Here is a 13,627-nt window from a genome sequence, read left to right as displayed (position 1 = left end):
TGGTGCAGTTGGAAGTGCCGTGATAATTGCAGCGCACCCGCTTTTCCACATGCTTCAGTTCGTTGTACGGGAAAAAGTCCCCTTCGGTCTCGATATAGCGGAGTGGCGCGTACAGGGGCACCGTTTCACCGGCGATGGTAATACGATAGAACACGCAAGGTTCATCATTGAACATCTTGGTTTCGTACTGGTTGTTGCTGCTTCTCAACAACTTCTGGATACGGCTCATCAGATTCTCTGCATCGTAGGGCTTTTCCAGAATTTCGGGCACATCCTTGAGGAGCTGTTTCAGCACAATCTGCCGATACTTTCCCGTAATAATCTTGTTGGACACGGACCTGGACCAAATGGGGTGTCCCAAGAAGAAGGTATCTTCCAGGCGGGTTTCCGTGCGCCCGTTAAAGAAGGCCATGGCCTTCATGATGTTTGCAAGAGCAATCCATTTCCGCACAGAAATGTAGATGTGGTTTTCGTCGCAGATTTCCACGACACCCGCAATGACCTTCAGGGCATCATCGGACAAAACCACCTTCTTGATTTCTTCATTCCACTGGGCCTTTTCTTCGGCGGTGACGCTTAGGCCGGGAGACACACGGGTACTGGTCACGTCGCCCTGGGTTTTCAAAAGTTCGCAAAGGGAACTGGCCGAAATATTTTCGGGCAGCACAATCGAAAGGGTTATGGCGTCGATAATCTCGCCACGGCACAGGGCATCTTCGGGGCGCATCTCGCTAGAAAAAATGACCGAAGCCTTGCCATGGTCTTCCATGGCGATTTTGGCATTGTCCTTGGTCTTTTCGTCCCTGGGGTCATAGGCGAGGAACTGGATAAAATCGTAACTTCCCAAATTATCAGGCATATCCTGCTCGCGGGAACCGATTTTCAGAGCTTTTGCGTTCTTGAAAGCCGCCACAAGCCGTTCCAGAATCAGGCCCTTTCCTGAACCGGAACGGCCATACAGGTAAAAGGGTTCACCCAGCAGAGACGCCAAAAATCCCAGCTGAACCTGGAATTCCCTCTCCGGAATTCCCGTCACCAGGGATGCCATCAATTCAGAAATGCGCTTTGTCAAGTTCATATTTTCACCTCTTCTGACGATAAAAGTAGTAAATCCGCTTCCACCATCTGCACGCAGCGGTATACCCGCGGGCTCTTCTGCAAGTCTTCGCCCAGCCGCACAAAGTCCTTTTCCGTCATAAGCACGCCGCGGGCCGTCTTTAGCGCGTTCCGAACGGCGCCTTCAAAATGGCGGTCATGGTCCGGACGCACGACCTTCCGCGCCACTTTCACACCAAAACTTTCAAGGTCCCTAAAAAAGCGTTCCGGATTCCCGATTCCGCACAGGGCCCACATCCCCGAACCTGCGGCAGCTTCTCCGTTGCCCGCACCGCCGTTTATGTCCAGATGTTCGCTGCCACCATTCGTTTCTAGCCGTTCACCCGCACCATTCACGATTTCTGAAATGGAGAATTTCACGTCCGGCTTTTCTCCGTAGCACTTCAAGACTGTGTCCGCAGGCGCATGGTCCTGCACAAGGCTACGGTTCGGTCCAGCGGGCCACAAGTCGGCCAACCTACGGGGCGGTTCACTCCAGTCCAGCCGCACCGTCCACGCAGGGCGCAGGCGGCTATCCTCAAAGCCGTCGTCGCAAATGATGTAGTCAAAGTCTAGGTCCAGCTCATGGGCCGTCTTGTAACGGTTAGGTGTCGCCACCACCGTCGCCCAGGGGAGTTTCTTTTTCAAAAGTTCAAACTCGTCGCAGGCTTTCGCATGGCAAAGTACAGCTATCTTCGCGCCTTCCGTCGCTTTAGACAAATCAACAGAATGATTCTTGAGATGCTCCACAAGCCACGCTACAAAAGGAGTCTTGCCTGCACCGCCAGCCAAAAAACTCCCTACCACAATCAGCTTGGCATGGGCCAAGGGTTTGCCCGGCCGGAGAAAAATCCAGTGATGAAGCTTGTAAAGAATCCTGTAAAGTAACGAAAGCAGCATATTCGGGACCAAGTGTGCAATGTGTGATGTGAGGTGTGTAATGAGTAATCTCACACTCCACATTCCACATTTCACATCGCCGTTAGGCTCCGTTCCTCTTCTGCTGCAGGAACAAGTCCGCAAGCACCAGGGCCGCCATGCTCTCCACGATGACCGGCGCGCGCACGGCCACGCAAGGGTCGTGCCGACCCTTGGCAGCGAGGCTGCCGTTTTCGCCACCCCGGCCTGCCGTCTTCTGTTCTTGCGAAATCGTGGCCGTGGGCTTGAAGGCCATGCGGCATACAATGTTCTCGCCGTTGCTGATTCCGCCCAGAGAGCCGCCCGCGTTGTTGGTCCGGGTCCTGTAGCGGTTTCCGTCAAAGAAAATCTCGTCGTTGTGCTCGCTGCCGTGCATGCGGGCCGCCTTGAACCCGCTACCGATTTCAAAACCCTTGCAGGCCGGAATCGAAAGCATGGCTTGTGCCAGCAGTGCATCCAGACGGTCAAACACGGGCTCCCCGAGACCTGCAGGCACGTTCCGCACCACAAGCCCAACAGTTCCGCCTACGCTGTCGCCGTTCTTCTTGGCGTCCAAAATTTCCTGCTCCATCTTGGCGCTGGCAGCCGCATCGGGGCAACGCACAGGAGAAGCCTCTACCGCATCTGCCGACAGAGTTTCCAAATCCAGGGCGGGGCAATCCACAGCACCCACACTATCCACCCAGGCCACAAACTCTACACCTGCTACCTGGGCCAGGAACTTCCGGGCCACCGCTCCGGCAGCCACGCGACCGATGGTCTCGCGGGCAGAACTGCGTCCGCCACCACGGTAATCCCTAAAGCCATACTTGATGTCGTAGCACAGGTCCGCATGGCCAGGCCTGAACCATTTCTCGATGTCGGAGTAGTCACCGCTCCGCTGGTCCTCGTTAAAGACCACAAAGGAGATAGGAGTGCCGGTGGTCTTGCCTTCGAACACGCCGCTCAAAATCTTCACCTGGTCCTTTTCGTCCCTGGCGGTGGTCATCTTGCCCTGCCCCGGACGCCTACGGTCCAAAAAAACCTGGATATCGGCCTCGGAAAGGGGTATTCCGGCAGGGCAGCCGTCCAATACGGCCCCTACGGCAGGACCATGGGATTCACCCCAGGTCGAAACAGAAAAAATCTTACCAAAAGTGCTAGACATGCCCAAAATATAGATAAAAGGCGAAAAAATCCCCCTTTTCTGCTCCCCTTTTAAAAGAGTTTACTATATTTTACAATGCTTCTAGGAGTTATGATGCCGAAATTGTTGCTTATCATTACGCTTTTTGTGTTCTCATTTTCCATGAGCGCTTTCGCCCAGCGTAGTGAAGATTTTGCAGGCATTCCCTTTGGCTCCGACCGCCAGACCGTCATCGAAGAGGTCATGAAGATGGGTTACGAACCCTATGGCCAGAGTGGCGAGGGCGAACGGGTGGTCATCCCCGTGTTCAAGTTCGGCGAACTGCCGGTGCAGGTGGACTTCATCTTCAACCAGAACGACAAGTTCTACGCCTTCGAAATCCGTACCGGCCGTGTAGAAGAATCCCGCAAGAACAAGGCCATCGAGGCCGCCACCTACATGTCCGAGCAGTTCACTCTCAAGTACGGCAAGCCGGTAGAGCCCGCCACCGTTGACGAGACCAACATCAAGAACGGCAGGAACATCTACCAGGAGTGGTTCTCCGTCAAGGCCCTCAACGCCTTCACCTCCGTGGTCAAGAACAACAACCGCTATTTCGTGATGGGCGTGGTGGAGCACAGAGGCCTGGCCAAGGAACAGAGCAAAAAGGCCAAGGCAAAAGAAAAGGCCGCAAGCGCCCCTGTCTTCTAAAAAGTTTCTTTCGAGAGCCTCGCCCGCTGCGGGGCTTTTTCTTTTTTTCCAGGAGTTTCTATGTCCAAGCTCATGCGTTCCATTTCGGGCATCCGCGGTATCGTGGGTGACACTCTTACCCCCCAGGTCCTGGCTTCCCATGTGAAGGCCTTTCTCCAGATTACCAAGGCCAAGCGGGTGGTCATCGGCCGCGACAGCCGCCCCACCGGAGAGGCTATCCAGCAGTTCGTGTCGGGCATCTGCAGGCTTTCGGGCGTAGACGTGGTAGATGTGGGTCTTTCCACCACTCCTTCTGTGGAAATCCTCACCACTCACTTCAAGGCAGACGCCGGCATCATCATTACCGCAAGCCACAACCCCCTGGAGTGGAACGCCCTTAAGTTCTTGAACAACAAAGGGTTATTCCTCGGACCGGATGACGTGAAAAAACTGTTCGAACTGGCAGACCAGGACCGGTTCGATTATCCGGACTACCGTACCATGGGCAGCTACGAAGTCGCCCCCGATGCCGACGGCATCCATATCCAGGGGACGCTCGCCATCCCCTTCGTGGATGTTGAGGTTATCCGCAAGTGCAAGTTCAAGGTGGCTGTCGATGCCGTAAACGGCGCAGGCAGCTACATCGTGCCCCGCCTGCTAGAAGAGCTGGGCTGCGAAGTTGTCCGTGTTCACTGCGAACCCGACGGCACGTTCCCCCGTGGAGCCGAACCCATTCCCGAAAACCTGGGCGACCTTCGTGACGCCGTCAAAAAGAACGGCTGCGCCTTGGGCTTTGCGGTGGATCCCGATGCCGACCGTTGCGCCTTGGTAGACGGTTTAGGACAAAGTATCGGTGAAGAATACACCCTCGCTATCGCCACCGAAGAGGTTTTGAGTCAAAAGAAAGGCAGTACCTGCGTGAACCTTTCCACCAGCCGCATGAACGAAGACGTTGCCGAAAAGTACGGCTGTGAATGCAGCCGGGCCAAGGTAGGCGAAATCAACGTGAGCCTGCAGATGATAGAGAAGGGCTGCATTATCGGTGGCGAAGGAAACGGCGGCGTGATTTTGCCCGCACTCCACTACGGTCGCGACTCCCTGGTAGCGGCGGCTCTCGTGCTCAGCTGGATGGCCCACCACCAGGGTGGCCCTGAAAAGTTCGTTGCCGAAAACCCGGCCTACGTGATGCCCAAGAAAAAGTTCGAGCTGGGCGACAAGAAGGTGGCCGATATTCTGCCCAAGGTCAAGCAGGCCTTCGCCGACTGGAAAAGCGACGAGCGGGACGGCCTGTGGCTCGGCAAGGGAAAAACCTGGGTGCACGTGCGTGCCAGCAACACCGAGCCGGTCATCCGCGTCATCGCCGAAGCCCCCACCGCCGAAGAAGCAGAAGCACTCTGCTCTAAAGTCGAAGGGATGATTTAGAGTTCTTGCATAAACGGCAGCTGCTTGGCGCGTTGCATCAGGCGGTGTGCGTGGGCCTCGTTCTTGGGCTGCGCCCCATACAAAAGTTCAAAGAATTTCTTGAGGCCTATTTCACCGCCGCCCTGTTTCAAGATGTAAACCACCACCAGGTTCTGGGGCGCTACCGTCGAGCTGATGATGTCGATGTCCGTATTGCCCAGCTGCGAAACCGCCAGCTGGTAGGCGTCCTCTCCGTAATCCCGAATGAGCTTCTGGATATCTCCCAGAGATTCAAAGCCCAGAGCCTTGAAAACCTTCAGGTAATGTAACAGCGAAGACTCGTGGATTTCTGCCTGGTTGATGGAGGCGATGCGTTTGTTCAGCGCATCGAAAGGCCTCAGCTGCAGGTAATTGCTGAAGGAATCGCCGTCCAGCGAAACCTCTTCGAAATTGCCGGAATGCACCAGGGCCTGCACGCGACGGCGGTAGTTGTTGATACCCGTGCGAATCTGGCAGAACTGTTCATCCACCAGTTCCAGCATTCCCGCCAACCGGTTCAGGTTCCGCAGGTATTCACGGGGAACTTCTACGCCGGTCTTATAACCCGTATCGTGATCCAGGGTGGCCCACACATGCTGCAGGGCGCTTCGCATCTGGAGCTCGAAGCGGAACTGGTTCAGCTGGGGGCATTCCGGATCCTTGTAAATCTTTTCGGGCAGCCTGCAAATGTAATGCAGGGAATTGTAGCCGAAGCTGTGGAGCTCGTGCATCTTGCGCTTGTCGATACTGTTCACCCAGTCCACTTCAAAGAGCTGTTCGGCAAGGGCCGCAATCTTGTCCACCTCGTCGTTATAGAAGGTAATGACCCGCACGCCCAGAATATCCGTGATGTCGTCCAGGCTCTTGTATTTTTCGCCCTTGCGGTCCAGCTTGCCCGCAAGACTGCTTTCTTCCTTGATTCGCGCCTCTACCGCATTGATGTAGATGTGGTTGTCCTGGATACTCTTGCGGAGCGTGTCCCGGACAATGGAGAGCATCTTCGCAAACACCGGACGGTTCTCCCGGAACTCCTCCAGGATGGTGTTGCCGTGGGCATCCAAGCCATAACTTCCTACGGGTTTATCAGACATAAAGCAAGTGTCTCCTTATCTAGAGCCGGACTTGTCAAACAATTTAGAAATCAGTTCTTCGAACTCGTTATAGGCAAAAGTTCCCTTCAGGCTTGAGAGCGCACGGACAAGGCCCCGGTAATGCCACTCGTGGTCCGCCACGTTCTTTACGCGGAACAGGTCCCAGACCTTGTCGCCCATCTGCAGGTAGTCGCGGTAAATGGCGCGGGCGTTGCTCAGCTTGTCCGAAAGGGCCACCATCTTGGCGTCGTGACTGGCCGCCGAAATACGGTCTATGGCCGCCTGCTTGCGGATGCGCCAGGATTCCTCTTCGGTCACATTCTCTATGGGAATTTCCGTTTCCGCCGTCACCAGGGACGCCACCCGCTCGCCGAATTCACGACGGATGTCTTCCATGGTCACGTCCGTATCTTCCACCGTGTCGTGAAGCGCCGCCGCCGCAAGCAATTCCTGGTCGCCAGTCATGGTGGCAGCGATTGCCACCGCTTCCATGGGGTGCACTATGTAGGGGAACCCCTTGCCCCGTCGCTCGCCGCCCTTGTGGGCATTGACAGCGAAAACAATGGCCTTATCGAGAATAGATGTATCCATGTGCGGTAATATAACATTCTTTTTCCACCCTTGAGCCACCCCTCCCGCTGTCATGCCCGGCTTGACCGGGCACCTCCTATCCCTACCATCGTCATCCCCGCCCTCTCCCTTCGTCATCCCCGCCCATTCGCCCTTGCTCTGTTCGTTTGTGATGTTAAAGGGATGCAGTATAGACGCTCATTGATTGTGATTCCAAGAAACACGTAGGGTCGATTTTTCGTACTCACCTTGCTTTCCACAGATCGAAGAATGTCCAGGTAGTCCTGATTCACATATACTAAACGAACCTTAGCCTTTTCGTTCACAAATCCTCCAAAATAAAAAAAGACTGCAACCCCGAAAACGGGATTGCAATCTTTAAATACTGTCCACTAAGGCAGGACCACGCACCTGTTGGCTACCCAACATCATCAATATATAAAATTTCCGTCTAAAGGGCAACACCTTTTTGAAAAAACATCCATTATGCAACTATAGTTGACCAAATGCAAACAGCTGTTGCTCATCCCCGCTCCTTCATTGTCATCTCCGCTCCTTCCTTGTCATCCCCGCGAAGGCGGGGATCTCCCTTCACTTGTAAAATCCTCACCGTAAACAAATTTTTCAGGCATATTTCCCCTCAAAAAAGCGTCTATATAGCAGATGGGGATTTTCCCTGTCCGCGACACGGGCGCGTTCCCGCATTTAACGAAAAATGGAAACAAAAAACATTCCCTTTGAACAACTCCCCATCACCAACAGGTTCATGTTCGCCATGGTATTCAGCCACAAGGAAATCGCCAAGCCATTCCTGGAGGCGGTTCTCGGAATCAAGATTCACGAACTTCGGGACCCCGAACCTGAAAAGACTGTCGAAGTAAGCCCCGTCAGCAAGGGAGTCCGCTTCGACGTCTTCGTGAAGGAGACAGGCCCCGGTGGTGAAACCCTCCGTTGTTTTGACATTGAAATGCAGATGGAAGATACGCACGAGATCCCTAAGCGGGCACGTTTCTACCAGGCCATGCGCGACAGCGAAGCCCTAAGCAAGGGTGAAAAGTACCGCAACCTGAAGGAACTCTACATCATTTTCATTTGTCCCGACGACATTTTCAAGCAAGGCCGCGCCGTTTACAGGTTCAAAAATTTGGAAACAGACGACCCCAAAATTGAAATGGGTGACCAATGCTTCAAAAATTTTTATATATTCAAGAAATACCGCGATGTAGCCGAGAAATCCATCAGGACCTATCTGGAGTACTTCGCCACAAGCAAGCCAATCTCCCCGGAAACCGAGGACATTGATAAGCTGGTGAAATGGTATCAGACTGACAACAACACGAGGATACGCTATATGACTTGGCAAGAAGAAATAGACATCGCCGTTGACCAAGAGCGCCAGCGTGCAGATGAAGAAAAGGCCCGTGCCGACAAGGCGGAAGGACTCGTCAAGAAGTACGAGAAGATGCTCAAGGACCTCGGAAAACTGTAGCCGCCTAACAGCAGTTTTCCAGCCAGCCCGTTCACCGAACGGGCTTTTTTGTCGGCTTTTTGGTCATCGCCCCTCCCCCGAGCCTGCCCCGGGCCTGTCCCGGGGTCATTCTCGCCCTCCTACTGTCATCCCCGCGAAGGCGGGGATCTCCCTTCACTTTTAAAATCCTCACCGTAAACAAATTTTTCAGGCATATTTCCCCTCAAAAAAACGTCTATACATGTAGACGGGGCCCTTCCCTGTCCGAATATAATTGTAAATCAACCAACCCATTGTCTTCCCCGCGGAGGCGGGGACCTCCTATAAAATATGAACAACAACTATTACGTTTACATTCTCACCAATAAATACCGAACCGTCTTCTATACGGGAGTGACAAATGACTTATATCGCAGAATCCTTGAACACAAAACTAAATTGAACGAGGGTTTTACCAGCGACTACAACGTAAATCAACTCGTGCATTACGAGTTGTTCTTCAACATAAACGATGCTATCGCCAGGGAAAAGCGTCTTAAACGCTGGAATCGCTTATGGAAAATAAATTTGATAGAAAAAACAAACCCAGGCTGGAACGACCTTGCAGAATCTATTGGCGTGACAGCAGATATTGTAGATAACATAAAGAAATGGAGATCCCCGACCAAGTCGGGGAAGACAAGTTCAAAGTAAACGACGATTACGATTTTGATAAATGCCGCATCGCCCAGTGGCTCCGCGCCATCGACACCCTCAATAAAGAAGCCGATTTCAGCGAATTCGCAGGCGATCCCGTGTTCAGGGTATTGCAAAACGCGGTGAAATTGTGTAATTTTAGTGCAGGATATATGCTCAGCAACATCATGAAAGATATCGACAAGTCGTACTGGGAATACGGTGCGGCCCGGAAAGCGAAGAAGGAAGTCGCAAAGAACCTCCTTCTGGACGGACTTCCCATCGAAATGGTGGCCCGCAATACGGAACTTCCCCAGTCAACCGTCCTCGAACTCAAGAAAGAAATCGAATCGCCGGAGACATAGTTCAAGCGTCAAACATTTCCAACCAGCCCGTTCATCGAACGGGCTTTTTTGTCCATCAACGCCACCCTCCCTCCTTGTCATCCCCGCGCTCCTTCCTTGTCATGCCCGGCTTGCACAAGTGCGATGCTCTTCGGCTCAGATATACAAAAACAAGTTTTTGCATATCGTTCGCCTCATTCGCATCTGACCGGGCACCTCCTATCCCTACCATCGTCATCCTCGCGCTCCTTCCTTGTCATGCCCGGCTTGACCGGGCACCTCCTATCCCTCCCCTCGTCATCCCCGCGAAGGCGGGGATCTCCCTTCACTTGTAAAATCCTCACCGTAAACAAATTTTTCAGGCATATTTTCCCTCAAAAAAGCGTCTTATACACAGACGGGGCCCTTCCCTGTCTGCGATACGGGCGCGTTCCCGCATTTAACGACAAATGGAAAACAAACACACTCCCTTTGAACAACTCACCATCACCAACAGGTTCATGTTCGCCATGGTATCAATAACCAATGTGAAATGTGAAGTGTGTAATGAGAAATCAGGAGTGTAAGGTGAATAATCAAAATAGAGTGCAAACACTAAGCAAATCGTTCGCTTTGCGAATAATAAGTTTATATCGCCATTTGGTATCAATTAAAAGGGAGTTCGTTCTCAGCAAGCAAGTACTACGTAGCGGCACAAGCGTTGGAGCAAACATAAAGGAGGCGCAATTTGCACAAAGCAAGGCTGACTTTATTGCCAAAATATATATAGCATTGAAAGAGGCAGGTGAAACGGAGTATTGGTTAGATTTGCTGTATGAATCCCGATATTTAGAAGCAAAGGAATATGAAAGCATTATCACACCCTGCAGAATCATTATTCGAATACTTAACGCCATAACCAAAACTGTAAGAGGAAAATAATTCATTTCACATTTCACATCTCACATTTCACATTATTATATTTTGTGGTATCAGACCGACAACGAAACGAGGAAACGCTATATGACATGGCAACAGGAAATAGACATCGCCGTTGACCAGGAACGCCAGCGTGCAAATGAAATCCAAAAGTTGGCCGATTCAGAAAAGGCCCGTGCCGACAAGGCGGAAGGACTCGTCAAGAAGTACGAGAAGATGCTCAAGGACCTCGGAAAACTGTAGCCGCCCAACAGCAGATATCCAACCAGCCCGTTCACCGAACGGGCTTTTTATTCGATACATATTCCAACTTGGACTATAAAAATCCGGGAAAATCCCCCTTTCTGTAAAAAAAAATCTATGTTTATTGCCAGCAAACGCACCTGCAATATGGCGATTTTTTGCGAAAAACGGCAATTTTGTCAATGTTCAACCTTGTTATGACACAATCGTGACATTTTTTTGACAAAACTATTGCTTTTCCGTGAAAAAAGTTGTATATTACAGAATGTAACCGGGCAATAACGCCCAAACAAATGTGTCACTAACAACAAGGAGAACACACTATGAAAAAGCAAGGTTTTACCCTCATTGAATTGATGGTCGTGATCGTGATCATGGGCATCCTCGCCGCCGTGGCAGTGCCGAAACTGTTCGCTCAGATCGACAAGTCCAAGGCCTCTGAAGTCGGTCCTGCAGCAGGAACCTACGTGCATGACCAGGATGCATACGTGGTGGACCAGAATGCTATTGGTAACTTCTCCCAAATCGGTTATGAAGCTCCTAATTCCAAGTACTTTACCTACACTTTTGAAAGTAACAGCACCTGGACAGCCGAGAAGGGTGCAAAGGGTCCGAACTGCACTGGCAAATGGACCGTTAAGTCCGAATTAGTTTCTGGTCGTACCGACAAGGCAAAGCACACGCCCAAGGCAGGTTGCGAAGATATGACTCCGAACTTCTCCAACCTCGGCGGTACCGGGTCGTAATCCTAGCGACATCCATATAAAAAACACCCCCATAAGGGGGTGTTTTTTATATCTAGACAACAACAAAGGAAACGTTTTTCATTCTAGCTGCTCCCGCGAATATTCTCAAACGCCGCAGTTCTTCGCAAGTTTGTCCCAACTTGCACGGCATTTCGACCTGGTCTATGATTCTCGGATACTTGCGGATTCCGACACGTTCTGCTACCGCCTTGAGTCATCCTGCGTAATACTTTCCGATTTCGTCCATCAAGAAAGATATGTTCTTGGTGTGGTCGCCATTATTCTTTGCCATAAAATGCGTTTTTATGATGATTATATTGGCTTATTCATGCTACGGGTCTTGGTTTGAGCTTTGAGTTTTCATTGACATGTGGAGAAATGCTGGCTACATCGTCCAAAAGTCTTTCATATTTACATATAATGTGTCGTTTCCTATATCTTTTGTAAATATGAAAAAAAAACACCCCCGATAAGGGAGTGTTTCTTGCGTTAAGCTATATTGCCTAGATTACGAGCCTGCTGCTGAACCGGAACCGATGGTGCTGAAGTTCGGGGTCAGGTTAGCGCAGCCCGGGGTGGCGGTATGCGTCGTCTTGTTGTTTGCAGGCACGGTATGAACGACTTTCCAGGGATTGTCGCAATCAGGTCCCTTGGCGCCCTTCGAGGCTTGCCAAGAATTATTGTTGGGGTTTGAATAAACGAAATAGGGGGAGTTGGGGGCATCATAACCGATATCGCTAAAGGAACCGAGAGCGTTCTGGTCAACCACGTATGCATCCTGGTCATGCACGTAGGTTGCGTCTATTTTTACCTCTTTAAAGGCCTTTGCAGATGATAAACGACCTGTTGAAATTTGAGAAAAAATCGGGAAAAACTTGATGCTCACATTGTTGAGAATTCTTAGAAAATCCGGCAGGTCCTATTAAGCAGCACTACCGTGGTTTTTGCATCATGCGCGATTTTTGCCCGTAAAATTTCTCAACGAAGGTCCGTACAAATTTGTACGTCGTGCTCAGGGCAGCCCTAACTTGCTCGGCTAGTTGGCGTAAAAAAAGCACGTTTGAGGGAATTGCGTGGATGCAAAAAAAGCACTCCCGAAAGGAGTGCCTTATTATTAACGATGTCGTTAAGATTACGATTCAGAGCCACCGATGCTGCTGAAGTTCGGCGTTAAGTTGCTGCACTTATCCCCAGTGGTGGCTGGAGTGTATGTGGCCTTGCCAGTACTTGCCGAACCCACAGTAATTTGCCATTTCGTGCAACCGGGGGCCCAACCAGTTTTCGGTTCCGCTACCCAGTTGGGAGTTCCTGAGTAAGAAACGTTTTTGGAAGTGGGGGACACATAGCCAATCTGATCCCAAGAGCCTGCTGCTCTCTGATCCACCACCCAGGCATCCTGCATATGCACGTAGGTTCCTGCTAAAACGGCGATTAGTAAAAAACTAATTTGGCGTCATTTTTGAACAAAGGAGCTAGAATGACATTCTTCGACACAGCAGTGCAGTACCTCGAAAAAGAAAAATACAATCTTTCATCGTCAACAGTCCGCACATATTATTGGAATTTGCGGAAAATTTCTGATTTTAAGCCAGGTTTAGATTGCGCCGACCTTACAACCTCAATTATACAGGAATATAAGGCGTACATGATACAAAGGGGAAACAAACTCATCACAGTCAACAAAGCATTGACCGTATTTCGGATATTTGTCAATAAGATCTATGAAGATGGACTTATCAAAGTTAATCCATTTGACAAAATAAAAATTGGACGTGTTTACACCCAGCGAAGCTTCTTAACAAAACGTGAACTTAAGGATCTTTATCTAAACTTTGAAGACAAACGACGATTCTTGACCAAAACAGAGCAAGACACCATGCGTGTATTCCTTTTCAGTTGTTTTACTGGCCTCCGCTACAGCGACCTTCGTTCACTTGATGCCTGTGAAATATTTGACTACAAGATTAGAAAGCAAATGCACAAGACCGGTGACCCTGTATATGTTCCAATTCCAATACAGGCACGATTACTTTTACCTGAAAAAATGAGTTCCGGAAAGGTATTTCGCGTAGTCGAGAATTCATATTTCAACAGGACCCTCCGCAATGCAGCGAAAAAACTGGGATACTACAAACATATCCATTGCCATCTAGCAAGGCATACCTTCGCCACAACCTGTATTACACTAGGAATTCCTCTCCCTGCCACAAGTAAGCTACTCGGGCACCGAAACCTTGAAACTACCTTGATTTATGCAAAATTCGTAGACCCCTTTTTGGACAAGGAAATGAGAAAATTTAATAAGCTTTAGCCCATATACAGGA

The 13,627-nt window shown here is 50.7% G+C and carries 17 protein-coding genes; 9 read left to right on the top strand and 8 right to left on the bottom strand.

Annotated elements, in window-relative coordinates; all coding sequences use genetic code 11:
* The 3 genes from IKB43_09810 to aroC all read right to left on the bottom strand — a co-directional run.
* The coding region (locus IKB43_09810) for a hypothetical protein (protein ID MBR2470419.1) at positions 1 to 1,078 on the bottom strand (1,078 nt) is incomplete at its 3' end.
* On the bottom strand, positions 1,075 to 2,007 hold the full coding sequence (lpxK, locus tag IKB43_09805) for a tetraacyldisaccharide 4'-kinase (GenBank protein MBR2470418.1): 933 nt from the start codon (positions 2,005 to 2,007) through the stop codon (positions 1,075 to 1,077). The genes lpxK and IKB43_09810, both read right to left, overlap by 4 nt.
* A 70-nt stretch (positions 2,008 to 2,077) precedes the next feature.
* Positions 2,078 to 3,160, bottom strand: a complete 1,083-nt coding sequence (aroC, locus tag IKB43_09800; protein MBR2470417.1) for a chorismate synthase — start codon at positions 3,158 to 3,160, stop codon at positions 2,078 to 2,080.
* Between the two features lie 93 nt (positions 3,161 to 3,253).
* On the opposite strand from aroC, the gene IKB43_09795 reads away from it, so the two are divergent.
* Together IKB43_09795 and glmM are read left to right on the top strand one after the other, a co-directional pair.
* Complete coding sequence (locus IKB43_09795) at positions 3,254 to 3,829, top strand: hypothetical protein (protein ID MBR2470416.1); 576 nt, start codon at positions 3,254 to 3,256, stop codon at positions 3,827 to 3,829.
* A 60-nt stretch (positions 3,830 to 3,889) separates the two neighbouring features.
* The gene (gene glmM / locus IKB43_09790) at positions 3,890 to 5,230 is read left to right on the top strand and encodes a phosphoglucosamine mutase (protein MBR2470415.1); all 1,341 of its coding nucleotides are present in this window, start codon (positions 3,890 to 3,892) and stop codon (positions 5,228 to 5,230) included.
* Here glmM and IKB43_09785 read toward each other — a convergent pair.
* The 3 genes from IKB43_09785 to IKB43_09775 form a co-directional block, all read right to left on the bottom strand.
* A complete protein-coding gene (locus IKB43_09785) occupies positions 5,227 to 6,339 on the bottom strand; it encodes a (p)ppGpp synthetase (protein ID MBR2470414.1) in 1,113 nt (370 codons plus the stop codon). The genes glmM and IKB43_09785 overlap by 4 nt on opposite strands.
* 15 nt (positions 6,340 to 6,354) lie before the next feature.
* The gene (locus IKB43_09780) at positions 6,355 to 6,930 is read right to left on the bottom strand and encodes a bifunctional (p)ppGpp synthetase/guanosine-3',5'-bis(diphosphate) 3'-pyrophosphohydrolase (protein ID MBR2470413.1); all 576 of its coding nucleotides are present in this window, start codon (positions 6,928 to 6,930) and stop codon (positions 6,355 to 6,357) included.
* A 113-nt stretch (positions 6,931 to 7,043) separates the two neighbouring features.
* Complete coding sequence (locus IKB43_09775) at positions 7,044 to 7,235, bottom strand: type III toxin-antitoxin system ToxN/AbiQ family toxin (protein ID MBR2470412.1); 192 nt, start codon at positions 7,233 to 7,235, stop codon at positions 7,044 to 7,046.
* A gap of 389 nt (positions 7,236 to 7,624) precedes the next feature.
* On the opposite strand from IKB43_09775, the gene IKB43_09770 reads away from it, so the two are divergent.
* The 6 genes from IKB43_09770 (at position 7,625) to IKB43_09745 (ending at position 11,303) form a co-directional block, all read left to right on the top strand.
* A complete protein-coding gene (locus tag IKB43_09770) occupies positions 7,625 to 8,398 on the top strand; it encodes an Rpn family recombination-promoting nuclease/putative transposase (GenBank protein ID MBR2470411.1) in 774 nt (257 codons plus the stop codon).
* A gap of 309 nt (positions 8,399 to 8,707) precedes the next feature.
* The gene (locus tag IKB43_09765) at positions 8,708 to 9,070 is read left to right on the top strand and encodes a GIY-YIG nuclease family protein (GenBank protein MBR2470410.1); all 363 of its coding nucleotides are present in this window, start codon (positions 8,708 to 8,710) and stop codon (positions 9,068 to 9,070) included.
* Complete coding sequence (locus IKB43_09760) at positions 9,028 to 9,417, top strand: hypothetical protein (GenBank protein ID MBR2470409.1); 390 nt, start codon at positions 9,028 to 9,030, stop codon at positions 9,415 to 9,417. The genes IKB43_09765 and IKB43_09760 overlap by 43 nt, the downstream gene beginning before the upstream one ends.
* 546 nt (positions 9,418 to 9,963) lie before the next feature.
* The gene (locus IKB43_09755) at positions 9,964 to 10,317 is read left to right on the top strand and encodes a four helix bundle protein (protein ID MBR2470408.1); all 354 of its coding nucleotides are present in this window, start codon (positions 9,964 to 9,966) and stop codon (positions 10,315 to 10,317) included.
* An 81-nt stretch (positions 10,318 to 10,398) separates the two neighbouring features.
* The gene (locus tag IKB43_09750) at positions 10,399 to 10,557 is read left to right on the top strand and encodes a hypothetical protein (protein ID MBR2470407.1); all 159 of its coding nucleotides are present in this window, start codon (positions 10,399 to 10,401) and stop codon (positions 10,555 to 10,557) included.
* 323 nt (positions 10,558 to 10,880) lie between these two features.
* Positions 10,881 to 11,303, top strand: a complete 423-nt coding sequence (locus IKB43_09745; protein ID MBR2470406.1) for a type II secretion system protein — start codon at positions 10,881 to 10,883, stop codon at positions 11,301 to 11,303.
* Between the two features lie 508 nt (positions 11,304 to 11,811).
* On the opposite strand, the gene IKB43_09740 is transcribed toward IKB43_09745, so the two are convergent.
* Both IKB43_09740 and IKB43_09735 read right to left on the bottom strand, forming a co-directional pair.
* The gene (locus tag IKB43_09740) at positions 11,812 to 12,189 is read right to left on the bottom strand and encodes a hypothetical protein (GenBank protein MBR2470405.1); all 378 of its coding nucleotides are present in this window, start codon (positions 12,187 to 12,189) and stop codon (positions 11,812 to 11,814) included.
* Between the two features lie 246 nt (positions 12,190 to 12,435).
* The gene (locus IKB43_09735; protein ID MBR2470404.1) at positions 12,436 to 12,711 is read right to left on the bottom strand and encodes a hypothetical protein; all 276 of its coding nucleotides are present in this window, start codon (positions 12,709 to 12,711) and stop codon (positions 12,436 to 12,438) included.
* Between the two features lie 69 nt (positions 12,712 to 12,780).
* Here IKB43_09735 and IKB43_09730 point away from each other — a divergent pair, with 69 nt between their 5' ends.
* Positions 12,781 to 13,614: a site-specific integrase gene (locus IKB43_09730; protein ID MBR2470403.1), complete on the top strand. Its 834-nt coding sequence runs from the start codon at positions 12,781 to 12,783 to the stop codon at positions 13,612 to 13,614.
* Positions 13,615 to 13,627 lie beyond the last annotated feature (13 nt).

The sequence above is a fragment of the Fibrobacter sp. genome, assembly GCA_017503015.1.
Lineage (GTDB): Bacteria > Fibrobacterota > Fibrobacteria > Fibrobacterales > Fibrobacteraceae > Fibrobacter.
Note: the sequence above shows the minus strand (reverse complement) of the source record. Positions and strands in the feature narration are given on the sequence as shown.